Source organism: Bradyrhizobium sp. HKCCYLRH2047 (genome assembly GCF_051168175.1).
Classification (GTDB): domain Bacteria; phylum Pseudomonadota; class Alphaproteobacteria; order Rhizobiales; family Xanthobacteraceae; genus Bradyrhizobium.
The window spans coordinates 1-24,976 of record NZ_JBNPUM010000017.1 but is presented as its reverse complement, the minus strand read 5'-3'; the positions used below and the strand labels follow the sequence as shown (position 1 = coordinate 24,976).

The following is a 24,976-nucleotide window of genomic DNA, read 5'->3' as shown; positions in this document are numbered from 1 at the left end:
CCGATCAGCCGAGCTGCTCGAGCGAGCGGCAGCCCTGAGGGTTTGCTCAGGGGGAAATCGCGCTCACTCCACCACGATCTTGACGCGGTCGCGGACCTTGACCTGGGCGCGGGCGTCGAGGCCGTTCAGCACGCGGAAGCGCTCGACCGGGCGGTCGACGCCGGTCATGCGGTGCGCCAGCGATTCGACCGTGTCGCCGGGCTGCACGGTGATCACCTTGATGCGCAGCGGCCGCGCCGACTGGATCTCCTCCAGGCTGAGCCGGCGGAACGAGTTCACCGTCTCCCGCGCATTGCGCTCGCTCTCGGTGGTCTTCTGCCGCGAGGCGAAGATGAAGCGGTAGACGTCGCTGCCGACGCGCAGCGCATAGACCTTGAACTGCCAGGGATCGCCGCTCGCCGTCGTGGAGGCCGCCGGGAAGCCGTTGATCGTCAGCTCCTCGGTCGCCGACTTGTCGACGTTCTCCATCCAGCCGGAGTTCAGATAGTCGCCGAGCGTCTGCTGCGCCGGCACGCGCACGACGTCGAAGCGCATCGCCTGGGCGCCGCCCTCGCGTACGCCGATCACCGCCTGCGCGGTGTTGTCGAGCGTGAAGTTCTCCGGCGCCTGGAAGGTGAAGCCGAGCTTCGGATGCAGGAAGCGCCGTCCGCGCACGAAGCCCTCGCTCGGGTCCTCGCCGTAGACGATGTTGTCGACTGCAGCCAAGTAGGTCTCGCGGTCATGCTCCCTGGCCTCGGGGGAGACGTATTGCTTGGCGATGGCGGCGGCGTTCTGCACCCGCTCCGGCGTCGCCGGATGCGACGACAGGAAGTCCTGCGCGCGCGGGTCGATCGCGACTTTGCCGGCCTTCAACTCGGCGTTGCGCTCCATCGAGGTCAGGAAGCGCGCCGCGCCGTAGGGATCGAACTTCGCCTTGGCGGAGATGCCGACGCCGATGCCGTCGGCCTCGAACTCCTGGGTGCGCGAGAAGCTCGCCATCGTCAGCTTGGTCTTGGCGAGCGCCAGCGCCGTCAGGTCCGGATCGTTGCCCATGTCGGAGACGACGCGGGTCACCACCGCGGCCTGCCGCGCCTGGTCCTCGCGGATCGCAGCATGGCGCGCCAGCACATGCGCCATCTCGTGGCTGAGCACCGAGGACAATTCGGAGGTGTCGTTGGCGAGCGCAATCAGCCCGCGCGTCACGTAGAGCTGGCCGGTCGGCAGCGCGAAAGCGTTGACCGCACCGGAGTTCAGGATCGTGACCTTGTAGCCCTGGTCGGGGCGATCGGACACAGCCACCAGCCGGTCGACGATCTTGGAGATCAGGCCCTCGAGCTGAGGATCCTCATAGGCGCCGCCATAGGTTGCAAGAATGCGCTCGTGCTCGCGATCGCTTGCCGGCGTCGTCTGCACCATCGCCGGCTTCGGCCGCGGCGTCGGCAACGGCGCCGTCGCCTGCTGCAACTTGCCCATGTCGCTGCAACCGGCCAGCGCCAGCCCCAGGCACAGCAGCGCCGGTGCGATCCGCGAACCGCAGTTCATCACCGTCATGCGCTTTCGAACAGACAGGTTCACGTCGCTACTCATGTACCTCAGCGGTCAATTCCCGCTTAAAATCTCGATCTGGGCGGTCTGCGTCAGTTCCAGTCTCGGACCCGCATGCGCTTCAATCCAACCGCGCACGCGAACCTGCCGATTCGCAAGTGATTTGACGTCGATGCCGGCACCTTCCAATACCGCCATCATACGCTTTGGAATAGTCACCGCGAAGCCCCGTGTCCAGTTACGAGCGAAGTTCAGATAAGTTGTTGTCCCCGTCTGTCGTACGGACAACACCTTCCCTTCGACAACCGTAAATAGCCCTACGCGAGACAAAATATCGTCTGGACTTTCCGTGTTTTTTATGACGGTCGCAATCTTCCAGAGACCACGCCCGGCGTTGCGGGCCTCGGCTTCCGCCGCGCCCAGGCTGAGGGCGCAATCCCGGTCGGGCAGGTCAATGCCGCGCAGCACGGCGCCCTGCCGCAGCAGCTCGCTTTGCACCGGCTGGTCCGCGCCGGCCACGAAGACGAAGGCGCGCTGCCGGCCGTAGCGGTCGGGGGTGTCGTCCTCACCGCGGAGCACGACGTCGCGGTCGCGCAGCAGCGCGCCCAGCGCATCCACCGACGTCGCGCGCTGCTCCTCCGGCGGCACCTCGATGCCGGCGAGCCTGACCTCGCGACCGTCATCGAGACGGAAGCCGCGTGCATCGATGATCTCGCTGACGTGGCCTTCGCCGAGCTCCGCGAGCATGCACGGTGTGGCGTGACTCGCCGACGTCATTGCGATGACCGCCACGCTCGCACCGAGCGCAACCAGCCTTCGTCCGCTCTGCATTCCGCGCACTCTCGCCATGCTGCATCATCGCACGAAATTTCCATTCCACTGAGCGGAAAGCGGCGACCGGCGACGCCTTTGCTGAGCGTGCTGAGCGCTTGCCGCATGCGCATGCGTGCGCCATGATGAGAACTATCAAAGAGGCCGTCGCCATGTAGCGACGTGCCCGGCAGGGAGGATATCAATGAGCAGAACCATCCGCGGCGCGGCGGCGTCGTTGTTCATGCTGGCGTCGGCGCTGACGTTGTCCGCAGGCGTGGCGCATGCGCAGAGCAAGCCGCCGCTGAAGATCGGCGGCATTCTCGACATGTCGAGCCTCTACGCCGACATCACCGGTCCGGGCAGCGAGACCGCGGCGAAGATGGCGGTGGAGGATTTCGGCGGCGAGGTACTGGGCCGCAAGATCGACGTGATCGCCGCCGATCATCTCAACAAGGCCGATCTCGCCGCCAACATCGCCCGCGACATGCTCGACAACCAGGGCGTCGAGATGATCTGGGATGTCGCCGCCTCCGCGACCGCGCTGGCCGCCGGCGAGATCGCCAAGGCGCGCAACAAGATCATCATCTTCAACGGTCCCGGCTCTGTCAGGCTCTCCAACGAGGCCTGCGGCCCCTACACCGTGCACTACGTGTTCGACACCTTCGCGCAGGCCAACGTCACCGGCCTGGCGGCGGTGAAGTCCGGCCTCGACAGCTGGTTCTTCCTGACCGCCGACTACGCGTTCGGCCAGGATCTGGAAAAGGACACCACCGCCGTGGTGGTGAAGTCGGGCGGCAAGGTGCTCGGCAGCGTGCGTCATCCGCTCAACACCTCGGACTTCTCCTCCTTCCTGCTGCAGGCGCAGGCCTCCAAGGCCAAGGTGATCGGGCTTGCCAATGCCGGCGGCGACACCATCAACGCGATCAAGCAGGCGGCCGAATTCGGCCTCACCAAGGGCGGACAGAAGCTGTCGCCGCTGCTCGCCTTCGTCTCCGACATCGACAGCGTCGGGCTGGAGACGGCGCAGGGGCTGCTGGTCGCGGAAGCGTTCTACTGGGATCTCAACGACGACACCCGCGCCTTCACCAAGCGCTTCATGGAGCGTACCAAGCGCGTGCCGACCTCGGCCCAGGCCGGCGTCTACTCCTCGGTGACGCACTATCTGAAGGCGGTGAAGGCTGCGGGTACGACCGACGCGGACGCCGTGATGAAGCTGATGAAGGCGACGCCGATCAACGACATGTTCGCCAAGGGCGGCCGCATCCGCGAGGACGGCCGCATGGTGCATGACATGTACCTGTTCGAGGTCAAGAAGCCGTCGGAGTCGAAGGCCAAGTCCGACGACTACAAGCTGCTCGCGACCGTGTCGGGCAACGAGGCATTCCAGCCGCTCGAGGCGTCGCGCTGCCCGCTGGTGAAGAAGTAGCTGCCGTCATTGCGAGGAGCGAAGCGACGAAGCAATCCAGGACTGCGCGCGCGACTCTGGATTGCTTCACTTTGTTCGCAATGACGGCCAAAACCGGAGAACGTCCGCCATGACCACCAACACCACCGTCCTGCAGCATCTCGAGTCCGGCCTGCTCACGATCACGATGAACCGGCCGGAGCGGCGCAACGCGCTCAACAGCGACCTGACCAAGGGGCTGGTCGAGGCGGCGCATCGCGCGGCCAATGATCCGGAGGTGCGCGCGGTGCTGCTCAAGGGCGCCGGCGGCACGTTCTGCGTCGGCGGCGACGTCAAGGCGATGGCCGAAGCCAAGACCGCGCCCTCGTTCGAGACCAAGGTGACGACCTTGCGCGAGCGCATGGAGGTGTCGCGGCTGCTGCACCAGATGCAGAAGCCGGTGGTGGCGCAGATCGACGGCGCGGCCGCCGGCGCCGGCCTGTCGATCGCCCTGGCCTGCGATCTGCGGGTGGCCGGCGAGTCGGCCAAGATCACGACAGCCTTCGCCAAGGTCGGGCTGTCGGGCGATTTCGGTGGCACCTATTTCCTCACCCAACTGCTCGGCAGCGCCAAGGCGCGGGAGCTGTATCTGACCTCGCCGGTCCTGACGGCGCAGGAGGCGCTCGCCTTGGGCATGGTGACAAAGGTCGTGCCCGACGCCGAGGTCGAGGCGGCCACGCGCGCGCTGGCGATGTCGCTGGCGCAGGGGCCGAGCGTGACGCTCGGCTACATCAAGCGCAACATCAACAACGCCGAGACGCTGACCTTGGAGGCCTGCTTCGACGCCGAGGCGATGCATCACTCGCGCTGCAGCGACACCGAGGACCACAGGGAGGCGGCGAAAGCCTTCGTCGAGAAGCGCGCGCCGCTGTTTCAGGGACGGTAGCGTCGCTCGCAATGACGCTGCTGAGGCCGCTGGCCTGCGTGAACAGGTAACGTCTCGAGGAGGACTGCATGCCTTACCTCCACCTGCGCCAGATCTGTCTCGTCGCCCGCAGCCTCGAGCCCGTCGTCTCGGACATCGCCGCGATCATGGGCCTGGAGATCTGCTATCGCGACCCGCATGTCGGCAAATACGGGCTGGAGAATGCGCTGCTGCCGGTCGGGCCGATCCTGCTCGAGGTGATCGCGCCGACCCGCGAGGACACCGCGGCCGGACGCTTCCTCGACAAGACCGGCGGTCGCGGCGGCTACATGGCGATCTTCGCCTGCGATGATCCCGATGGCCGCGCGTCCCGAGCCAATGCGATGGGCGTGCGTACGGCCAATGTCATCGATCATCCGCCCTATCACGGCGTGCAACTGCATCCCCGCGACTGCCGCGCGGTCTTCATCGAGCTCAATCACACCGAGGGCAGCGACGATGTGCTCGGCGCCTATCCGCCCGCCGGGCCGGATTGGACGCGCGCGATCCGCAGCGACGTGACGAAGGCGATGACCGAAGTGGTGCTGCAGAGCCCCGAGCCGGCCGCGCTTGCCGCGCATTGGGGGCGCATTCTCGATGTGGTGCCGTCTGCCAGCGATGGTGTTCAGCAGTTGAAATTGCCGAACGCCGGCATCCGCATCGAACCCGGCGAGCGCGAGCTCATGAGCGGGCTGACGTTCCGCGTCGCCGATGCTGCACGTGTGGCCGACGCTGCGCGCGCTCGTGGCTATGCGGTTTCAGGCGGCTGTTTCACAATTGGCGGCGTTGCCTTCGCGTTGCAGGGGGCGGTCGCCAACTAGTCGATCGGCATGGCCGGGACGAGCCCGGCCATGCCGACGTTCGAAGCTCGCGGTTCGTCACCGCCCCTTGAAGTTCGCGAAGCGCCGCTCCTCGGTGGCCTTGACGCCTTCCTTGAAATCCTCGGTCGCGCGCAGCCGGGTCTGTTCGGCGAGCTCGTGCTCGGTTGCCGCCATCACACGGTCGGCGAGATTGGCGCGCATCGTCGCGCGGGTCGACAGCAGGCCGAGCGGCGAGCATTCGGCGATCTCGGCGGCGAGCTTCATCGCGGCCGTCCGCACCTCGTCCTGCGGCACGCATTCATTGGCGAGGCCGATTCTGAGCGCTTCCTCGCCGGTGACACGGCGGCTGGTGTAGAACATCAGCTCGGCGTTGTTCTTGCCGACCAGCTCCGGCAGCGTCACCGTCAGCCCGAAGCCGGGATGGAAGCCGAGCTTGGTGAAATTGGCCGAGAACCGCGCCTCCGGACAGGTGACGCGGAAGTCGGCCGAGACGGCGAGGCCGAGCCCGCCGCCGATGGCGGCTCCGTGCACCGCGGCGACCACCGGCTTCTTGCAGCGGAAGATCCGCACCGCCTGCATGTAGAGATGGTTGATCGCCCCGAGGCTGTCGGCCGGATCGCCTTTGGCGCCGGCCGCTTCCTGCGCCTGGCGCGCCGGATCGGTGAAGTTGGCGCCGGCGCAGAACGCCTTGCCTTGCGCCGCCAGCACCGAGGCGCGGATCTCGATGTCGCGGTCGAAGCCCTCCAGCGCATCGGCGATCTGGTTGATCAGTGAAATGTCGAAGAAGTTGAGCGGCGGCCGGCGAATCTCGATCAGGCCGACATGGCCGTGGATCTCGACGCCGATGTCAGGGAAGTGGGTCATGGTGGGGTCTCCTGATTAGTTACCTAATGCAGCGGTACGGCCGGTGCACCCTCTCCCCTTGTGCGAGAGGGTGGATCGCCGACGCGAAAGCGACGGCGAGCCGGGTGAGGGGTTCTCTCGGCAGTTGGCCGTGCGGATGGAGACCCCTCACCCGCCTCCGATGCTTCGCATCTCCGGCACCCTCTCCCACAAGGGGAGAGGGTGCACCGAGCAAGCCGAATTGGCTCCTACAATCACCTCAACCCCAGCCCGCGCGCGATGATGCCGCGTAGCACCTCGGTGGTGCCGCCCTGGATGGTCAGCTTCGGCGCGGTCTGCATCGCGAAGGTCAGCTGGCTCTCCAAGGTCTCGCGATTTCCTGCGTTGTCCTCGACGAACGCGGCGAGGTCGCGGACGCGATGCGGCAGCTGCTGCTCCCAGACCGTGCCGACGTCCTTGACGATCGAGGCCTCGACCACCGGCTCCTTGCCGGCCTGCAGCATGCCGGCGACCGACACCGACATCCGCCGCATCGTGTGCAGCTGCGCCACCAGGCGACCGATGCCCTCCGCGCTGCGCGTGTCGGGGTTGGGACCGACCGCGCGCACCAGCTCGGTCAGCACATAGTAGGTTTCGAGGAAACGCTCGGGCCCCGAGCGCTCATAGGCGAGCTCGGAGGTGGCCTGCTTCCAGGCGCCGTCGATCTCGCCGAGCTGATGATCGTCCGGCACGAAGGCGTCGGTGAAGACGACCTCGTTGAACTCCTTCTGCCCGGTGATCTGCCCAATCGGGTTCACCTTGATTCCCGGTGATTTCATGTTCACCAGGAACTGCGTCAGGCCATGACGACGGTTCTCCTTGGTGGCCGGCGACGTGCGGAAGATCGCGATCATGTAGTCGGCCATGTGCGCCGACGTGGTCCAGATCTTCGAGCCGTTGATCAGCCAGCCGCCGTCCGTCCTGGTCGCGCGCGTCTTGGCGGCGAACAGGTCGGAGCCCGAGTTCGGCTCGCTCATGCCGATCGCGAAGCACAGCTCGCCGCGGCAGATGCGCGGCAGGATGTCCATCTTGATATGCTCGGGCGCGTAGCGCAGCAGGATCGGCCCGCTCTGCCGGTCGGCGACGAAGAAGCGCCTGACAGGCGCATTGGCGACCCGCATCTCCTCGGTCACGACGTAGCGTTCCAGGAACGAGCGCTCGTGGCCGCCATATTGCTTCGGCCAGGTCATGCCGATCCAGCCGCGCGCGCCGACGCGGGCCGCAAACTCGCGCGCGTCGGCATCCTCGCGCTTGGGCTGGTACGGGTTGAAGGTGCCGGCCGCGATCTCATCAGCGAGGAAGGCGCGCACCTCCTTGCGCAGCTCCTCGCATTCTCTCGGCAGGCGGATCGGATCGAAACGAAGTGCGGTCATGCGGCAATCCTCTTCGTCGTCAGCGCGAGGCGACCAGCGGCCACAGCTCATCGGCGCCGTGTGCGGCGACGCGCCTGCCGAGCTCGACGGCCCAATGGCTCTCGGAGCCGAAATCGTCGCGCCAGGCCAGCGCGCGCAGGGAGAAGCGATGCAGGATGTGCTCGGTGGTGAAGCCGATGGCGCCATGTACCTGATGGGCGATCGCCGCGCCCTTCTCGGCGGCCTCGGCGCAGCGGATCTTGGCCGCCACGGCTTCGAGAAACACCGCGTCGTCGAATGCGCTGGCCCGTGCGATCGCATCCGCGGCCGATGTCGCCGCCGCGCTCGCGGCGGCGCTCTCGCCGGCCAGCCGTGCCAGATTGTGCTGCACCGCCTGGAATTTGCCGATCGGCTTCTCGAAGGCGACGCGCTCACCCGCATAGTTGACGCTGATCGCGAGCAGCCGATCCAGCGCGCCGGCGATCTGCAGTCCGCGGGCAACGCCGCCCATCAGCATCAATGTCGTGGCGTCGAAGCCGGCCGGCGCCGGCCGGCATGCCACCGGCGTGATCTTGTCGAACGTTAGCGTGTCGCTGGGATCGTTGGCGAGGTTGAGGCCCGCGTCGATGCGCAGCCGCGCGGTCTCGACCAGCGCGATCGACACGCCGTCGCCGCCTTGCGCGAGCACGGCAACATGCTGCGCGGCTCTGGCGAACGGCACGCCGCGGGCATGGCCGGACAAGGTGCCGTCAGCGTCGAGCGTGATCCGGTCTCTCGGATGAGCCGGCGCGATCGTCATGGCGCCGTCGGGCGAGGCAATGCCGCCTTGTTGCAGCAGCCAGCCTGCGAGCAGCGTCTCGGCCAGCGGCACCGCAATCGCAAAACGGCCGGTGGCATTGATGATCTCGAAGCCGTCGGCGAGGTCAGTGCCGGCGCCGCCGAATTCCTCGCCCACCCAGGCGAGCGTCAGGCCGGCCTCGCTCAGCGCCTGCCACAGCGGCGCCGTCCAGCGGCCGTCCTTGTCGTGGTTGATCGTCTGCGGGTCGGCGAGATCGGCGAAGATCCTCTCCGCGGTCGCAACGACGATGTTCTCAGCTTCCGCCACAGCGCTCCTCGCCCTCGTTATCGTCGGTCTCGGCGCGCCATGTCCTGCGCGCGCCGGCGATGTCTTGCCGGCATGATGGGCGCAAGCGATGGCCCTGACAAGCGTAGCGCGCTGCAGGGCCCCGTCCGCTCGCCGCATGGAGGCGAGCGATTTCCGCGCTGCGGAGATTTTGCCGATTTTGCAGATGCAGCGATGTTGGCTAAGAAGAAGCAAGGTAACAGGCAAAGGCAAACAGGGAGGTGCGGAATGGCTGAAGGTCTGTGCGCGGTCGTGACGGGGTCGGCGTCCGGCCTCGGAGCCGCGACCGCGTTGCTGCTGGCGAAGGCCGGCATGCGCATCGTCGTGAACTATTCGAACAGCAAGAGTGAAGCCGAGCAGACCGCTGATCTCTGCCGCAAGGAAGGAGTCGAGGTCGTCGTCATTCAAGGCGACGTGTCGCGCGACGAGGATTGCCGCAAGATCGTCGCCGCCGCCGCGGCCTGGGGCCGGCTGGATGCCCTCGTCAACAATGCCGGCACCACCAAGCACGTCCCGCACGATCAGCTCGACGGCCTTTCGGCGGAGGATTTCCAGCGCATCTTCGCGGTCAACACCATCGGCCCCTTCCAGATGGTGCGTGCCGCGCGGCCGCTGCTGGAAGCGGCGGCCAAGGCGACGGCGCGTGCGTCCGCGGTCGTCAACGTCTCGTCGGTGGCCGGCATCAGCGGCGTCGGCTCGTCGGTCGCCTACGCTGCCAGCAAGGGCGCGCTCAACACGATGACGCTGTCGCTGGCGCGCGCCCTGGCGCCGGCGATCCGCGTCAACACCGTCTGCCCCGGCTACATCGATACGCCGTGGTTCACCAAGGGCCGCGGCGAGGCCGGCGCCAAGCAGGTGCGCGATGCGGTGGTCGCGCGGGTGCCGCTGCGCGCGGCTTCGTCCGCCGAGGATATCGCGCAGCTCGTGTCGTTCCTGGCGAGCCCGGCGTCAGGCCACATGACCGGCGAGGTCGTGCGCATGGATGCGGGGATGCATCTGTTGGGGTGACGTCGTCATGGCGAGCAGCCAGTGGCGACGGCGCAATCGAGACCTTGTCGGTTCTGGATTGCGTCGCCCTGGCTTGGAGCGAAAACGCTTGGAGCTAAGACGCTTGGAGCGAGCGCGCTAGCGATTGAAATCGCGGATCGTGCCGCTGGCGACCAGCCTGTTCCAGATGAACAGCACCACCACGGCGCCGATCGTCGCGGTGATGAAGCCGGCGCCCTGGTTCGGACCATAGTGCCCGATCGCCTGTCCCACCGCGGTGGCGAGGAATGCGCCGACGATGCCGAGCACGGCGGTCAGGATGAAGCCGGAGGGGTTGTTCGGTCCCGGCGACAGAAGCCGGGCGAGGAAGCCGGCGACCAGCCCGACGATCAAAATATAGAGCATGACATGATCCTTGCCTGAAAGTCGCGCTCAGATCCGGCTCGCCAACTCGTGCTCGGTCGGCAGCCGCCCGTCCGGCGTGAGCTGATCGACCACCTTCGGCAGGTACTGGCTCAGCCCGTTCAACAGCTCGTCGCGCGACAGCCCGCTCTGCGCGGTGAGCTGATCGATCTGGTCGGCGCCGAGCGCATTGGCGAGGTCGCCGGGCGAGATCGGCTTGTTCTCGCCGGGGGAGACCCAGGAGTTCGCGGTGTCGCCATGGCCCTTGTCCTGCAACTGGCGCAGCAGATCGCCGAGCCCGCCGGACAAGACGCTGCCGGCGGCGCCGCCGGCGAGCAGGCCGCCGAGTCCGCCAGCGATGATGTTGCCGAGGCCGCCGCTCAATCCGCCACCAAGCGCACCGCCGAGCGGTCCGCCTTGATTCCCGGTCGGCTGAGACGGCGGGACCGGCGCGGGCGCCGCATTCGGCTGCTGCCCATTCTGCGAGAAATGCTTCACCGCTTTCCACGCCAGCAAAGCGAGGATCGCCATCGTCATTGGCGACATGCCGCCGCTCTTCTGCGTGGCCGGATGACTTGGCCCATTCGGGCCGTTCTGCATGCCGTTGAGGATATCGAGTAGACCCATGACCTGCCTCCTGCGCCCCACGCCGACAAAGCTATTGGCTTGCACGGAGCGTTACAAGCCGCGGTCAGAAGGGTCGCACAGGGGAACGTGTCGCGCGCGGCTCAGTTCCGGGCTTCGGCCCGTTTCGGCGCCTTGGCTCCCGGCGGTGCGGCAGCAGTCTGGCTCGGGCCGGTGAACATCCGCTTCAGCTCGTCGAGCTTCTCCGACAGGACCGGAAAGTTGCACGAGAACGAATCGCGCCGCCAGCCATCCTTGGCGCATTGCGCTGCCTTGATGCGGGCGCGTGCCTCCACGTTCGACGCCGGCGGTGGCAAGCCGCCCTGCGCGGTCGCGGCCGGCGGCTTGCTCGGCCGTTGCGGCGGCGGCGCCGGCATGGCCGGCTTCGGCGGCTCGATCGCGGCCCGCGCCGTCATGTCCCGGAGCGAGGGCTGGAGGTCCTGCGTCTGCGGCCGCGACATCATTGCCGAGCTCATGTTGGCGTGGCGCTGGCGCTCGAGGTATTGCGTATACTGCTGGTCGATGAACTTCTGCTCTTCGGCCGTGGGATTGGGCCCGGCGATGTCGAAGCTGCGGTCCTGCATGAAGTCGTAGTAGACATAGCCGCCGCCCGGCTTCCGTCTCCCGGCAAATTTGGCGTTGCATTGCGCCAGCGCCGCGGTCTTCTCCTCCTTGGAGGCGGACTTCTCGGCGGCGTCGGCGCACTCCTCGAAATCCGTCGGGGAGCGGCTCCACCATTCCGCATGCGCGCGTTGAGGTTGCACCGCAGGCAGGCAGGTGATCGCTGCAAAGACCAGAATTGGCAAGTGGGGTCGGTACACGAACGGCAATCCTCAGCGGCTCCCCGCCTCAGATGACGGGAGATTGTCGCCAATTTGCGGCGATGTGTGACTCCAATGCTGCGTAATTTGCGACTTTCTTCTTTATCTGCCGTGGTTCCGTGATCTCGTTGCCACAGTCGGGTCGGCAATGACGGCGGCGCCGTTCGTGAATCGCACCTTGCTGTGGCGCCGGAACGATACGCAGCTTTTTTCCACCATTTTCATCCCGCCGTAGTTGACGAAACTAATCTTGACGATGGAAAGATTGGTGTTGACGGGACCGCACAAGCGCTCCTATGAATATCTTGACACTGGAAAGATGGATTGCGCCGCCCGGCGCGGAGGAGGCTGCGATGAAGGTGTTCCTCACGGTCAAGCTGGCGCTGCTGCCGTTCGTCGTGTTCTGGACCCTGCTGGCCTGGCATCAGCCGGCATGGGCGGTGTGGTCCGCGCTGGCCCTGGCGCTGGCCGCCAATGTCTGGCGCGCCTCCCGTAGCGAGCTCGCGCTGCTGGAACTCGGAAGCCTCGCCCTTTTCGTCGTGCTGGCGATCGCCAACGACGTCGCGCCGAATTGGACGGCCGGCAATGCCCTGTGGCTGTCCTTCGCTGGGCTCGGCCTCATCAGCTTCGCTTCGCTCGCCGTCGTCCGTCCCTGGACCGCGGATTATTCCCGGTCGGCCTATGCCGACAGCGCCTCGACGCCCCAGTTCCACCTGATCAACATGCTGATGACCGGGCTCTGGGGCGTCCTGTTCCTGGTGCTCGGCCTGTGCCGCTGGGCCGGCGTCGCCTCCTGGATCACGACGGCGATCGTCGTCGGCGGCGCGCTGATCTCGATCTTCGGCCCCCGCTTCGCAATTCGCCAGGCCTTGCTGCGCATGCGGGCCGCGCGCGAGGAGTGCCATTGGCCGGCGCCGGGCTTCGCCTCCGCGGTCGAGACCGATTGCGATGTCGCGGTGATCGGCGCTGGAATCGGCGGGCTGACGGCCGCGGCCCTGCTCGCGGAGTCCGGGCTGAAGGTGAAGGTGTTCGACCACCACGTCGTGCCCGGCGGCTTCTGCCACACTTATCTTCGCAAGGCGCACCACGACAACAAGCCGGTGCTGTATCGCTTCGATGCCGGACCGCACGATTTCTCCGGCGTCTGGCCCGGCGGGCCGGTCGACGGCGTGCTGCGCCGGCTCGGCGTCGCTGACCGTATCCAATGGCGGCGGGTCACCCACTCCTACCGTCTCGCCGGCCGGCGCATCGAGGTGCCAGAGGACTGGCGCGCCTATGTCCGACTGCTTTGCGAGATGTTTCCAGCCAGCGCGGACGGGCTGACCCGGCTGTTCGACACCATCCATGCCATCTTCGAGAGCATGTATGCGACGGGGCAGGGTCGCAGCGGCGTTCCCGGCATGCCCGCCACATTGGAGGAGATGCTGGCCTTCCCGCGCAAGCATCCGCAGGCGTACCGCTGGATGAACCGCCCGTTCGACGAACTCGTCGCCGCCCACGTCTCCGATCCCGAGCTGATCGCCACTCTCAATGCGCTGTCGGGCTATCTCGGCGACGGCAGCGAGACGCTGAGCTGCGCGCAGATGGTCCCGATCTTCGGCTACTATTTCAAGGGCGGCTTCTATCCGGTCGACGGCTCCGGCCACCTCGCGGACGTGCTCGCAGAGGCGGTCACCGCCCGGGGAGGCGAGGTGCATCTGAAATCCAGGGTCACCCGCATCCTGGTCGAGCAGGGCCGCGCCGCCGGCGTCGTGCTCGGCAATGGCCGCACGGTCCGCGCGCAGGCGGTGGTCTCGAATGCCGATCTCGGCCGCACCTTCACCGAGCTTCTGAAGGCCGACGATCTGCCGGCCGGCTTTCGCGAGCGCGCCCGTGTCCTCGTACCGGCGACGTCGTGCTTCTCGGTGCATCTCGGCCTCGACATGGTGCCGGACGTCGCGCCCGCCGCGCATCTCGACTCCCCGATGGGGATCGGGCTCGCGGTAATGTCCAAGCTCGATCCGTCGGCGGCGCCGGAAGGCCATGCGACGATGACGATCATCACCCTCGTTCCTCACGAACAGGCCAAGAGCTGGTTTCCCGACGAGGGCGGCGACGACTGGAAGGCGTGGCGGCGCTCGCCGGACTACGAGGCGCGCAAGCAGCAGCTCGGCGATGCCATGGTCGCCGCCGCCGAGACCATCATTCCCGGCCTGTCGCAGCATATCGTCTACCGCACCGACGCCAGCCCCGTGACCTATGCGCGCTACGACCTCGCCAGTGCCGGCGCGATCTATGGCGTGGCCCGGTCGGGACGGCTGAAGGGCGCCAAGGCGCCGGTGCGCAATCTCGTCATCGCCGGCGGCGGCAATGCCGGAGCCGGCGTCGAGGCCGTGGTGATCTCGGGCGCGGAGGCGGCCGAGGCGCTCGTGCCCGGCCTGCTGGCGCGCGTATCAGATGTCGCATCGGACGCAATGACAGCGCCGCCGAAGGCGGCATGAGCGCGGCGATCAGGGCGTGTAGAGGTAGCGCAGCAGGGTGCGGCCGACGGTCTCCAGGCTCTGCGCCGAGCACTGCTCGATCGTATCCTGCGTGGTGTTGAAATAGGGCTCGTAGTCGAAGTCGATGACCAGGAAGCTCGGAATTCCGGCCTGCTGCAGCGCCGTGTGGTCGTCGCTGATCGGGTACGTCGTGGGCTCCGGCGAGAACGCCTGCGGCGCGATCCGGCTGCCGATGCTCCAGAACTTCTTGACCTCCGGCAGCGCCGAGGCCAGCGACGACGGCTCCGGCTGCAGCTTGAGATCCTTGTCGCAGACCATGTCGAAATCGACCGCCTTCTCCGGCTTGTGCGTCGGATAATAGGTCTTCAGGTTGGCCGCGAAATGCGGCGAGCCGAGGGGACGCCAGGTCGGATCGCCGGCGCCGAGCGATTTCGGCCCTTCCTCGCCGTCGAAGAAGATCAGGTCGATGCCGACGTCGGGCCGCGGCGACAGCGACAGCACGCGTGCGGTCTCCAGCAGCAGCGCCACCGCCGAGGCGGAGTTGTTGGCGCCCGGCATCGGCGCATCCGGCGACTTCGGATCGCGATAGGCCTTGATGATGCTGTCGTAATGGGTCGCGACGATAACGCGCCGCGGGTTCTGCACCTGGAAGCGGGCGATGATGTTGGTGAGCGGGATCGCCTTGCCGTCGTCACCCTTGGCGGAGAAGCTCTGCGTGAGCACCGCATCCGCCGCGCTCTTGGCCATCGCGTCCTTGATGTAGTCGATCGTTTTCTGATGCCCCGGCTCACCCATCGAGCGCGGCGTGAAGCGCAAGAGATCGGCGATGACGGACATCGCGCGCTGGCCGTCCCACAATTCGATCTTTGCGTCCGCGGCGTGGGCGGCCGGCGACGTCAGCAGCAACGCGGCCGTTGTCGCGGTGGCGGCGAGGCGGGGCCAGAACTCGGTCATCCGAAAAGCTCTTCAACGATGTCAGGACGGCTTCTTGCCGAAGGGAATGAACAGGATGCCGGCGCAGCCAGCCAGCACCACGGCGAAATAATAGGTGATGGCGCGCGAGCCGATGGTCGGAATCAGCGCGAACGTCGTGACCAGCGTGCCGACGACGTTGCCGATGGTCGAGACGCCGTAGACCAGGCCGGCGACACGGCCGGCCTCGCCGGCCGAGCGCGTCAGCAGGCTGACGGCGATCGGCGAGAAGGTGCCGAGCAGGGTCAGCGGCACCAGCAGCAGCGCGGTCGAGGCCATCAGCGTCGCCATCGGCCCGTCGCCGATGCTGTCGAGGATGTCGGCCATCACGGTATCGGCGGTCGCCGGCACCAGCGCCATGTAGGCGGCGGCGATCAGGATCATGGTGCCGATGGTGCGCGTCGTGGGCTGCCGGTCGACGATGGCGCTGCCGGCGAAATAGCCGATCGCGAGCGCGCACAGCACGGTCGAGATCAGGCTCGCCCAGGCGCCGATGCCGCTGCCGAAATACGGGTTGAGGTAGCGGCTGCCGAGCATCTCGAAGCCCATCAGCACGCAGCCGACCAGGAACGAGCAGAGATAGATCGCCAGCATGCCGGCGCGGGACACGTGCTCGCTCATGGCAGCTTCTTGTTGTGGCGCTCGATGCTCTTCAGCGCCTCCACCGGCGCGAAGTCGTCGGTCAGCACCTTGGCCTTGGCGTCGATCACCTGGCCGTTGTCGATGTCGATGCGCTTGCGCTGCGCCAGCATGTCGGCGAGCTTGTAGCGGAAGCCGAATTCCTTGTCGCGCTCCTGCGCGATGCCGGCGAGATCTTCCGCCTTCCGCTCGTCGCCGGGATAGGCGACCATGACGATGTTGCCGCCGGCCTCGTAGAAGTCGACCTGCGGGAACACGCTGTGAATGGTCTTCACCGCGGCGTCGAACAGCATCGTCGACGGCTCGACGTTCTGCGCCACCACGCCGCCCTCGGCGAGATGGTCCTTGACGAGCTGGTAGAATTCCTTGGTCAGGAGATGAAACGGCACGAACGGCCCGCGATAGGCGTCGATCAGGATGATGTCGTAGCGGTCCTTGGATTCCTGCACGAACAGCCGGCCGTCGCGGTTGGCGACGTGGAAGTTCGGCTCCTCCTTGATGCCGAAATATTTCTTGGCGAGCTCCAGCACCGTCGGATCGAGCTCGACCGACGTCACCTGCACCTTGGGCAGGAAGCGGTGCAGGTACCACGCGGTGCGGCCGCCGCCGAAGCCGATCTCGAGAATGGAGCTGACATTCTTGGCGTACATCACGCTCGCGGTCATGAAGCGGGTATAGTCGACCGGCAGGTCGAGCTCGTCGCGGGTGTTGTAGACGCTCTCGGTATAGATACGGCGGTTGTGACCGAACGTCATGCTGCGGTAGGGCGCCTGCTCATAGACATAGATGTTGTTGTAGAGCGACTCCTTGGACTCCAGCAGATTGCGGGTGTCCTGCGCGCTTGCGGCGGCGATGGAGAGGAAGCTTGCGAGCGCGCCTGAAATGACCGACCGGATGAGCATCGACTTAATCGTTTCCCTCGGCTGAAAAATGATGGGCAAGGTCTATGTGACCTGGCGGCTCCGGCTTCGCAGGACGGCTATCCTCCGGTCCGAGATGCGCTCAGGCACGACCAATACGGCGATCCCGAGGCCGGTTCCGCATCGGCGCCGTTCTCTTAGACCATTGGCTGCCTCCCGGATAGTCAAACCGGCCCCGGCCAACGGGGGTGTGATCGCGGCAGCCCCTTCGAGCGGTCCGGCGCGGCGACGTTCCCCCGCGCTGAACCGGACCCGCGAACCTGCCGCGCGGCGCTGTGCCACGGTGAGCCACGCCGTGCTGGCGGTCACCGGAGAGGCTTCCGGTCGGTGGCCGGGTCTGCTATGGAGACCAGCGAAGCAGGTGCACTTCGGTGCAGGCTCCGGTCCCGTAGCTCAGCTGGATAGAGCGGCGGTTTCCTAAACCGTAGGTCGCATGTTCGAGTCATGCCGGGATCGCCATCTGCCGCAGCCTTGCGCGCGCAGACTTCTCCAGATCAAACCCATTGCGTGCTTGATCAGGCCCGACCGGGAATCGGGTGGAGCGCGTCGCTGCCATCGAGGACCTTCTCCGGGTGAGACGGCGGCCTGAGCCCCGTCCACGCGGCGCGCAGTCGCCGCCGAGACGCATCACCCTGGAGAGTTTTCCATGCATACGACCATCGAGCCGGGCATTCTTTATTTCGGGACGCCGGTCGTCCTCATCAGCACGGTCAACGAGGACGGCGGCTTCAATCTCGCGCCGATGTCGTCGGCATTCTGGCTCGGCTGGCGCTGCATGCTGGGCCTCGCGGCGGGATCGAAGACGCCGCAGAACATGCGCCGCACCGGCGAGTGCGTGCTGAACCTGGCGTCGGTCGATCTCGCCGCCGCGGTCGATCGCCTGGCGCTGACCACGGGATCGGACCCGGTGCCGGCGATGAAGCAGCGCAAGGGCTACCGCCATGAGCCGGACAAGTTCGCCGCGGCCGGCCTCACTGCGGTCAGGTCCGAAACGGTCGCCGCGCCGCGCGTCGCCGAATGTCCGGTGCAACTCGAAGCGCGGGTCGAAGCGGTGCATGGCGTCGCCGATGACGACGCGCTGCTGAAGGGGCACATCCAGTGCTTCGAGGTCCGCGTCCAGCGCGTTCATGTCGACGGGGCCCTCCTGATGGACGGCGTCCGCGACCGCATCGATCCCGACAAATGGCGGCCGCTGATCATGAGCTTCCAGCAGTTCTACGGCCTCGGCCCGCGCCTTCACGATTCGCGGCTCGGGACCATTCCGGAGGCGGCCTATCGCACGCCCGATGTCGAGCGCGCGCGCAACGTGCCGACGCGGATGGAGACCGCGGCAGGCTGAGCCGGCTCGGCCTCTAGTCTCGCCTGGAATCGCCCGGCCGCCCGTTCAAGCTTGCATCCGGGTGCAAGAGGTCAAGGACATCATGGGGGCTGTGGCTGTCGACCGGCTGCTGATCGAGGCGGCCGATCACTACAATGCGGGGCGCGCCGGAATGGCCAAGGTCCTGTGCAGCGACATCCTCCAGGCGGTGCCGGATCATCTGCCGACGCTGCATCTGTCCGCGATCCTCGCCTTCGCCAACGGCCGCATGGCCGAGGGCGCGGAGCTGCTCGGGCGCGTCTTCGCCCGCGATCCCCAGCATGCGGCGGCCTATGTCACGCTCGGCGATGCGCTCGCGGTGAAAGGCGAGCGCAACGGCGCCGCCGATGCGTTCGCGCGCGCAGCGGCGTTGCGGCCGCTCGATGCGGCGATTCACAGCAGGCTCGGCAGCGCGCTGCTGGAGCTGTCGCGCTTCGCTGAGGCCGAAGCCGCCTATCGCCACGCGCTGACGCTCGACCCTGCGCTCGCGCATGCGCGCTGGAATCTCGCGCTGGCCCTGACGCGCCAGGGCCGCCTCGTGGAGGCCGAAGCCGTCTACCGTGCGCTGCTCGAACGCGACCCGGCCCACCCCGAGGCGTGGCGGGCGCTGGCGCATGTGCTCGCCGACCAGGCAGACTATGCAGCGGCGGTGCCGGCCTATCAGCATGCGCTCGCCGTCCATCCGGCCGATGCCGGCCTGCATCTCAGCCTTGGCGATGTGCTCTACAAGCAGCGCGCCTTTGCCGAGGCCGCGGTTCACTATCGTCTGGCCTGCGATCTCGCGCCCGGTGATGCCAACGCTGCACGGCTGCTCGGGCATGCGCTGCACGAGGCCGACCGCCCGGCCGAGGCCGTCGAGGCCTATCGGCGCGCCGCGGTGCTCGATCCCACCGATGTGGTCGTGCTCAGCAATCTCGCCGCCTGCCTGTGCGGGACCGGCCAGATCGAAGCGGCGATGGCCGCCTGCGAGCACGCGCTGGCCTTGCTGCCCGATCACGCCCCGGCGCATACCAATCTGGGCATCATCCATGAGATGCGCGGCGAGACCATCGAGGCCGTCGCGGCGCATCGCCGCGCCGTGGCCTCCGATCCCGGTTACGCCAAGGGCCACGCCAACCTCGCGGTGGCGCTGCGCAACGCCGGCGACATCGACGCGGCGCTGGCCGCCTCGCATCGTGCGATCGCGCTGGCGCCCGACAATGCGCTCGCCCGCTACAATCACGCGCATTTCCTGCTGATGTGCGGCGACCTCGTGAACGGTTTTGCCGAGCATCGCTGGGGCCGCGACTGTCCGGACCTCTCCGCGGGCATGCCGCGCTTCGACGCGCCGGAATGGCAGGGCGCGCCGCTCGACGGACGCACCCTGCTGCTGTTCGCCGAATATGGCATCGGCGATGCGCTGCAGTTCGTGCGCTATGTCGATCGCGCCAAGGCGATGGGCGGCAACATCGTGCTGCAGGTGCAGCCGGCGATCGCGCCGTTGCTGCGCAGCCTCGACGGCGTCACGGTGGTCGGGCGCGGCGAGAAGCTGCCGCCGTTCGACCTGCAACTGCCGCTGATGGATCTGCCGCGGATCTTCGGCACGACCTTGGAGACGATCCCGGCCGAGGTGCCGTACCTCGCGGCCGATCCGATCAAGATGGCCGCGTGGCGCAACGTGCTCGGGCGCGCGCCGTCGTTGAAAGTCGGCGTCGTCTGGGCCGGCAATCCCAGGCACAAGGGCGACCGCCAGCGCTCGCTCACCGCGCAGGCGGTGCTGCCGCGGCTGGTGATGCCGGGCGTGCAGCTCTATTCCTTGCAGAAGGAGCCGCGGCCGGGCGATGCGCTAGGGCTCGCCGAGCTTGGCACCGACGTCATCGATCTCGGGCCGCTGCTCAGCGACTTCGCCGAGACCGCAGCTGCCGTCGCCGCGCTCGATCTCGTCATCTCCGTCGACACGTCGGTGGCGCATCTCGCCGGCGCGCTCGGCCGCCCGGTCTGGGTGCTGTTGCCTTACGCGCTCGACTGGCGCTGGCTGCGCGACCGCGCCGACAGCCCGTGGTATCCGACCATGCGGCTGTTCCGCCAGGACAAGCCGATGGCCTGGGATGGTGTGCTGGCGCGGACGGCCGGGGAGCTTGCGCGGCTGGTAGCAGGTGAGCGCGGGCTGCTGTCGCCCGGGCCGGGTATGAGGCCGAGAGCGGACGTCGAAGGCTTATGAGGCCCGACGCCTATCGCGTGGCCATGCGTGCGAGACCGGTCTGATCCGAGCGCGTGGACGGAAACGACAATCGCCACAAGCTGAACAGCATCGGGAGTTGGAAAACGAAGCTGATCGCCGCAGCGCCTGCCAGCACCTCGAAACGTTGCGCCTCGATCAGAGCCTTGGCGCTCGGTACCACGTGGACCAGGCCGTCGGCGACGTAGACAAGCGCAACCACCCGCCAGATGTTGGCGGAGAGCAAGCCCATCCTGAAGGCACGATCGAACAGCGCGAGCAACCCGCCGAGCGCGAGCGTCGAGCTCACCATGTGAGCCGGCGTATCGTAGAAGCCGGAGTCCAGGGCGGCCTGGACGAACCAGAGTCCGTAAACCACCGCGATGATCTTCAGCAACATCAGTTCGTTCCCAGGGAACCGCGAGATCGTCGTCTGCCTCCGGGCAGCCGATCGGATTGCGCCCCCTTGATCGGAGCAGGCGTGCGCGACGTCGAGCTTATGCTGCGTGTCACGAAGGCTCTCTTAATCGGCTCGCTTGGATTGTCCTGAACGAGCCGTTTTGCGCCCGCCTGTGATCCAGGTGCCGTGATGCAGGAGCCAGGCGCGGTTGCGGACATGGTCAAGAACCGCGGAGGCGGCCTACTGCTCCGCCAGCAACTCCCGCACCCGCGGCACCACCACCCGGCCATACAGCTCGATGCTGCGCATCAGCTTCGCATGCGGCAGCGGGCCGGCCGAATACTTCAGTTGAAAGCGCGACAGGCCGAGGGCCTTGATCGTCGCGGCGATCTTCCGCGCCACGGTCTCCGGCGAGCCGACATAGAGCGAGCCGTGGTCGGCCTCCTGCACGAATTCGTCGCGGCCCATCGGCGGCCAGCCGCGCTCGCGGCCGATGCGGTCGCGCATGGTCTTGTAGTCCGGCCACAGCTCCTCGCGTGCCTGGTCGTCGGTGTCGGCAACATAGCCGGGCGAATGCACGCCGATCGGCTTCGTCTCGCGGCCGAACTGTTTGATCGCGCGATGGTACAGCTCGACATAGGCAGCGAAGCGTTTCGGATCGCCGCCGATGATCGCGAGCATTAGCGGCAGCTCGTAATGCGCCGCGCGCACCACGGACTCCGGGCTGCCGCCGACGCCGATCCAGGCCTTCAGCCGGCCGTGCTCGACCGGCGGGTAGACCAGCTGCTCGCGCAGCGGCGGGCGCAGATTGCCCTGCCAGGTCAGCGGCTGCTGCGGCAGCAGGCTGACGAACAGATCGAGCTTCTCCTCGAACAGCGCCTCGTAGTCCTTGAGATCGAAGCCGAACAGCGGGAAGGACTCGGTGAAGGAGCCGCGGCCGAGGATCACCTCGGCGCGGCCGTTCGAGACGGCGTCCAGCGTCGAAAATCGCTGGAACACGCGGATCGGATCGTCCGAGCTCAGCACCGTCACCGCCGAGCCGAGCTTGATGCGCGAGGTCCGCGCCGCGATCGCGGCCAGCGCCACTTCGGGCGCCGAGATCGCGAAATCGCCGCGATGGTGCTCGCCGAGCCCGATGAAATCGAGCCCGAGCTGGTCGGCCAGCACCGCTTCCTCGACCACGTCGCGGATCACCTGGGCATGCGAGGCCATGTCGCCATCAGCGCCGCGGGTGACGTCGCCGAACGTGTCCAGGCCGAATTCGATTGGTGTGATCATGTCTCATTCCATTGCGTCGGGCCGTCATACGGCGTCCAGGCGTCAGCTGGAAGCGGGGGAACCGGATTGCAAGCGGCTGGAGCGAAACACAGGGTTTCGATGGTGCGGCAACGACAGAATCCCGCGTGAAGAGCTCGTCTGTTGGCTTCAGGCACGTCATGCCCGGCCATGACGGTGGAGAGAGGGGGGAGAAGGCGGCTCCGGCCGCCGTGCGCGTGAAGGTCAAGGCGGCAAAAATAATTCTTTCGTTTTTCCAGAAAGTGTGCTCTATTGTATCCATCCTGCCTCATCGATGAGGGGCGTACGCGCGGTCGTCACGAGACGCGAGGCGGGGATGCGGTGGCCGTAGCGGGTCGCAGCGTGACTTTGTCGCGCCGACGAACGATCCGTTGCGGACAGTCAAGTCGCGTGGTCCTGGCCTCCCGATGCTGAGGTCAAGCCGGACGGCGGTGCGGAAGCGCAGCGCGCCGACGATGGGGGCAAGACAGCCGGTCCCCAGGGAGATCGCGAAGCAGCTGTAAGACCATCGCGCAGGGAAGGCCGGGATGTTCCAGCCGAACCTGTGGTTCCTGCCGCCTGCATTTTTTTCGCAGGCGGGCCATGGGGGCGGCGAGCTCCCGGTCTTCCCTGCGCCCTCACGTTTCCGAGGGCGAACGATCCGGACAAGGCTCGGGCTAGCGCGGCCGCGAGAGCGCGACCGCATGACCTCGGCCGATGCGATGGCCGGTCGCGCCTGTTGTGCGGTCATGCCATGCCAAAAAATGGGCGTGTGGCGCGGCCGCGCATCACCTAGGCTCCGATCATCGATCAAAACGGGATGACGCGCATGGCGACAGGCGGCGACTATCAGATCTTCGAGGCAGGCGACGTCGTGCTGCAGTCCGGCGTGACGTTCCCGTCGCTGCGGCTCGCCTACAAGACCTACGGCACGCTGAACGCGGCCAAGGACAACGTCATCCTCTATCCGACCTCGTTCGGCGCCCAGCATGTCGACACCGAGTGGCTGGTCGCGCCCGGCGGCGCGCTCGATCCGAGCAGCTACTTCATCATCATTCCCAACCTGTTCGGCAATGGGCTGTCGTCGTCGCCCTCGAACACGCGCGAGCTGTTCGGCGACGCGCCGTTCCCGGCCATCAGCTATCACGATGCGGTCGCGGTGCAGCGCCGGCTCGTGGAAGAACAGTTCGGGATCAGCCGGATCGCGCTGGTCTATGGCTGGTCGATGGGCGGCATGCAGGCCTATCACTGGGCCGCCTGCCATCCGGACATGGTGGAGCGCGCGGCCGTGGTGTGCGGCAGCGCGCGCTGCTCGCCCTACAATCATCTGTTCCTCGACGCGGTGAAGGCAGCGCTGATGGCCGATCCTGCGTTCCAGAATGGCCGATTCGTGGAGAAGCCGGTGGCCGGCCTGCGCGCGATGGGGCGGATCTACGCGGGCTGGGCGATGTCCTATGAGTTCTACCGCGACGAGGTCTGGCGCGAGCAGGGTTTTGCCTCGCAGGAGGACTATCTCGCCGCGACCTGGGACACCGCGTTCGCGCATCGCGATGCCGACAATCTGCTGGCGCAGATCGCGATCTGGCAGGGCGGCGATATCAGCCAGTGCGCCGCGTTCGGCGGCGATCTCGATCGCGCACTCGGCGCGATCACCGCGCGGATGCTGCTGATGCCGGGCCGGACCGACCGCTATTTCGATTGGCGCGACAACGAGCGCGAGCTGCCCAAGCTGGTCGGTGCCCGCTCGGCGGAGCTGCGGCCGATCCCATCGATCCATGGCCATCGTGCCGGCAACCCGATCCGCATTCCCGCGGATCGCGACTTCATCAACGCCCACGTCTCGACCCTTCTCCAGAGCTGATGGCTGAGTTCGACATGACCGATGTGCCCGCCGACGAATTCGCGCCCCGCCCGAAGCTGCTGACACCGCAGGTGTTGCAGCAGCTCTGCACGCGCTCCAACGCGCAAGGCGCGCTGCGCACGCTCAGCCATTACGGCGCGATCATCGGAGTGGGTGCGCTGATCGGAGTGATCGCATCAACGCATGGTGTGCTCTGGGCGCTGCCCTTGCTGCCGGTGCAGGGCGTGCTGATCGCCTTCCTGTTCATGGCGGTGCACGAGACCGCGCACAAGACCGCGTTCGACAGCCGCAGGCTCAACCTCGCGATCGGCAATCTCTCCGGTTTCCTGATCGGACTGCCCTATGACTATTACTGCCTGTTCCACTGGGAGCATCACCGCCACACCCAGGATCCCCTCCGCGATCCGGAGCTGATCGTCGGCCCCAAGCCGCGCTCGGAGACCCAGCTTGCGATCGCCTATTCCGGCCTGGTCCAGGTGGCCGGCCGTCTCAGGCTGCTGCTGAAGCATGCGGTGACCGGTGAGGTGACGGTGCCCTGGGTCCCCGCCGGCCGCCGCGCCACCATCGTGCGCGAGGCGCGCGCCTATGCCACTGGCTACGCGCTGCTCCTGCTCGGCTCGGTCGCGCTGCACAGCGCGCTGCTGCTGTGGATCTGGGTGCTGCCGCTGCTGCTGGGCCAACTGATCCTCCGGCCCTATCTCTACGCCGAGCACACCGGCTGTGATCACACCAGGAGCGCCTTCCACAACACCCGCACCACCTTCACCACGCGGGTCGTGCATTGGCTCGCCTGGAACATGCCCTATCACGTCGAGCACCACGCCTATCCGGCGGTGCCGTTCCACGCGCTGCCGAAGCTGCATGCGATCGTCGACGGCGAGATCAAGTACCGCGGGCAGGGCTACATCGAAGTGACGCGGCAGACCTGGGCCTGGTTTCGCGCGCAGTGGGAGGAAACGAAGTCTCATCCATCATGAGTTTGGATTCGAGTTGTCGCCGCTCGGCCGGTGCGCTCCCTCTCCCGCTTGCGGGCAGGGCTATCGCATATGGCGATCGATGTTTTGCGTCCATCTCCCTCCGCGTCGTCATGGCCGGGCTTGTCCCACGGCTGTCCGGTTCAGCTTCCGCATATTGCGAGGCTCAACTGTTGTGGGTTTTTGGCAAGTTGGGGTGGCCCC

At 67.0% G+C, this 24,976-nt stretch carries 22 protein-coding genes and 1 tRNA gene; 10 read left to right on the top strand and 13 right to left on the bottom strand.

Annotation, left to right across the window (positions count from 1 at the left end; genetic code table 11):
- Positions 1-63 precede the first annotated feature (63 nt).
- Both ACQR1D_RS28950 and ACQR1D_RS28945 read right to left on the bottom strand, forming a co-directional pair.
- Positions 64-1,530 (bottom strand): M48 family metalloprotease, encoded by a 1,467-nt coding sequence (locus ACQR1D_RS28950; protein ID WP_315800914.1) that lies wholly within the window; start codon positions 1,528-1,530, stop codon positions 64-66.
- A gap of 48 nt (positions 1,531-1,578) precedes the next feature.
- A complete protein-coding gene (locus ACQR1D_RS28945) occupies positions 1,579-2,355 on the bottom strand; it encodes a thermonuclease family protein (protein ID WP_434840306.1) in 777 nt (258 codons plus the stop codon).
- Between the two features lie 223 nt (positions 2,356-2,578).
- On the opposite strand from ACQR1D_RS28945, the gene ACQR1D_RS28940 reads away from it, so the two are divergent.
- The 3 genes from ACQR1D_RS28940 to ACQR1D_RS28930 all read left to right on the top strand — a co-directional run bounded on the left by ACQR1D_RS28940 (position 2,579) and on the right by ACQR1D_RS28930 (position 5,506).
- Positions 2,579-3,763 (top strand): ABC transporter substrate-binding protein, encoded by a 1,185-nt coding sequence (locus ACQR1D_RS28940; RefSeq protein WP_434840318.1) that lies wholly within the window; start codon positions 2,579-2,581, stop codon positions 3,761-3,763.
- A gap of 109 nt (positions 3,764-3,872) precedes the next feature.
- The gene (locus ACQR1D_RS28935; protein ID WP_434840307.1) at positions 3,873-4,667 is read left to right on the top strand and encodes an enoyl-CoA hydratase; all 795 of its coding nucleotides are present in this window, start codon (positions 3,873-3,875) and stop codon (positions 4,665-4,667) included.
- Between the two features lie 68 nt (positions 4,668-4,735).
- Positions 4,736-5,506 (top strand): hypothetical protein, encoded by a 771-nt coding sequence (locus tag ACQR1D_RS28930; protein ID WP_434840308.1) that lies wholly within the window; start codon positions 4,736-4,738, stop codon positions 5,504-5,506.
- A 57-nt stretch (positions 5,507-5,563) separates the two neighbouring features.
- Here ACQR1D_RS28930 and ACQR1D_RS28925 read toward each other — a convergent pair whose 3' ends face one another.
- The 3 genes from ACQR1D_RS28925 to ACQR1D_RS28915 form a co-directional block, all read right to left on the bottom strand.
- A complete protein-coding gene (locus ACQR1D_RS28925; protein ID WP_316182928.1) occupies positions 5,564-6,370 on the bottom strand; it encodes an enoyl-CoA hydratase/isomerase family protein in 807 nt (268 codons plus the stop codon).
- Positions 6,371-6,603: 233 nt separating this feature from the next.
- Positions 6,604-7,761 carry an acyl-CoA dehydrogenase family protein gene (locus ACQR1D_RS28920; RefSeq protein ID WP_316216819.1) on the bottom strand — a complete coding sequence of 386 codons (1,158 nt, stop codon included), beginning with the start codon at positions 7,759-7,761 and terminating at the stop codon, positions 6,604-6,606.
- Positions 7,762-7,780: 19 nt separating this feature from the next.
- A complete protein-coding gene (locus tag ACQR1D_RS28915; protein WP_434840309.1) occupies positions 7,781-8,845 on the bottom strand; it encodes an acyl-CoA dehydrogenase family protein in 1,065 nt (354 codons plus the stop codon).
- A 246-nt stretch (positions 8,846-9,091) separates the two neighbouring features.
- On the opposite strand from ACQR1D_RS28915, the gene ACQR1D_RS28910 reads away from it, so the two are divergent.
- Complete coding sequence (locus tag ACQR1D_RS28910; protein ID WP_434840310.1) at positions 9,092-9,871, top strand: SDR family NAD(P)-dependent oxidoreductase; 780 nt, start codon at positions 9,092-9,094, stop codon at positions 9,869-9,871.
- Between the two features lie 117 nt (positions 9,872-9,988).
- Here ACQR1D_RS28910 and ACQR1D_RS28905 read toward each other — a convergent pair whose 3' ends face one another.
- From ACQR1D_RS28905 to ACQR1D_RS28895, 3 genes are all read right to left on the bottom strand, one after another.
- Complete coding sequence (locus ACQR1D_RS28905; protein ID WP_315800564.1) at positions 9,989-10,255, bottom strand: GlsB/YeaQ/YmgE family stress response membrane protein; 267 nt, start codon at positions 10,253-10,255, stop codon at positions 9,989-9,991.
- A 27-nt stretch (positions 10,256-10,282) separates the two neighbouring features.
- Positions 10,283-10,879: a YidB family protein gene (locus ACQR1D_RS28900; protein ID WP_315800563.1), complete on the bottom strand. Its 597-nt coding sequence runs from the start codon at positions 10,877-10,879 to the stop codon at positions 10,283-10,285.
- Between the two features lie 101 nt (positions 10,880-10,980).
- Entirely contained in the window at positions 10,981-11,697 is a 717-nt protein-coding gene (locus tag ACQR1D_RS28895; RefSeq protein WP_316216817.1) for a hypothetical protein, read from the bottom strand.
- A gap of 353 nt (positions 11,698-12,050) precedes the next feature.
- Here ACQR1D_RS28895 and ACQR1D_RS28890 point away from each other — a divergent pair, with 353 nt between their 5' ends.
- A complete protein-coding gene (locus tag ACQR1D_RS28890) occupies positions 12,051-14,177 on the top strand; it encodes an FAD-dependent oxidoreductase (RefSeq protein ID WP_434840311.1) in 2,127 nt (708 codons plus the stop codon).
- 9 nt (positions 14,178-14,186) lie between these two features.
- Here the strand turns inward: ACQR1D_RS28890 and ACQR1D_RS28885 are convergent, their stop codons facing one another.
- Genes ACQR1D_RS28885 through ACQR1D_RS28875 form a run of 3 tightly spaced genes read right to left on the bottom strand, consistent with a single transcriptional unit; the run spans position 14,187 to position 16,690 of the window.
- On the bottom strand, positions 14,187-15,131 hold the full coding sequence (locus tag ACQR1D_RS28885; protein WP_315800560.1) for a M28 family peptidase: 945 nt from the start codon (positions 15,129-15,131) through the stop codon (positions 14,187-14,189).
- 21 nt (positions 15,132-15,152) lie between these two features.
- Positions 15,153-15,770 (bottom strand): fused MFS/spermidine synthase, encoded by a 618-nt coding sequence (locus ACQR1D_RS28880; protein WP_434840312.1) that lies wholly within the window; start codon positions 15,768-15,770, stop codon positions 15,153-15,155.
- The gene (locus tag ACQR1D_RS28875; RefSeq protein ID WP_316216814.1) at positions 15,767-16,690 is read right to left on the bottom strand and encodes a spermidine synthase; all 924 of its coding nucleotides are present in this window, start codon (positions 16,688-16,690) and stop codon (positions 15,767-15,769) included. The genes ACQR1D_RS28880 and ACQR1D_RS28875 overlap by 4 nt, the downstream gene beginning before the upstream one ends.
- Positions 16,691-17,090: 400 nt before the next feature.
- On the opposite strand from ACQR1D_RS28875, the gene ACQR1D_RS28870 reads away from it, so the two are divergent.
- The 3 genes from ACQR1D_RS28870 to ACQR1D_RS28860 all read left to right on the top strand — a co-directional run bounded on the left by ACQR1D_RS28870 (position 17,091) and on the right by ACQR1D_RS28860 (position 20,265).
- A tRNA-Arg gene (locus tag ACQR1D_RS28870) sits at positions 17,091-17,167 on the top strand.
- A gap of 187 nt (positions 17,168-17,354) precedes the next feature.
- Positions 17,355-18,047, top strand: coding sequence for a flavin reductase family protein (locus tag ACQR1D_RS28865; protein ID WP_316216813.1), 693 nt, complete (start codon positions 17,355-17,357; stop codon positions 18,045-18,047).
- Positions 18,048-18,129: 82 nt separating this feature from the next.
- Entirely contained in the window at positions 18,130-20,265 is a 2,136-nt protein-coding gene (locus ACQR1D_RS28860) for a tetratricopeptide repeat protein (RefSeq protein ID WP_434840313.1), read from the top strand.
- A 10-nt stretch (positions 20,266-20,275) separates the two neighbouring features.
- On the opposite strand, the gene ACQR1D_RS28855 is transcribed toward ACQR1D_RS28860, so the two are convergent.
- Together ACQR1D_RS28855 and ACQR1D_RS28850 are read right to left on the bottom strand one after the other, a co-directional pair.
- A complete protein-coding gene (locus ACQR1D_RS28855) occupies positions 20,276-20,659 on the bottom strand; it encodes a hypothetical protein (protein ID WP_434840314.1) in 384 nt (127 codons plus the stop codon).
- 243 nt (positions 20,660-20,902) lie between these two features.
- Positions 20,903-21,940: an LLM class flavin-dependent oxidoreductase gene (locus tag ACQR1D_RS28850; RefSeq protein WP_434840315.1), complete on the bottom strand. Its 1,038-nt coding sequence runs from the start codon at positions 21,938-21,940 to the stop codon at positions 20,903-20,905.
- A gap of 826 nt (positions 21,941-22,766) precedes the next feature.
- Here ACQR1D_RS28850 and ACQR1D_RS28845 point away from each other — a divergent pair.
- Positions 22,767-23,798 carry an alpha/beta fold hydrolase gene (locus ACQR1D_RS28845; RefSeq protein ID WP_434840316.1) on the top strand — a complete coding sequence of 344 codons (1,032 nt, stop codon included), beginning with the start codon at positions 22,767-22,769 and terminating at the stop codon, positions 23,796-23,798.
- 14 nt (positions 23,799-23,812) lie between these two features.
- A complete protein-coding gene (locus ACQR1D_RS28840) occupies positions 23,813-24,775 on the top strand; it encodes a fatty acid desaturase (RefSeq protein WP_434840317.1) in 963 nt (320 codons plus the stop codon).
- Positions 24,776-24,976 lie beyond the last annotated feature (201 nt).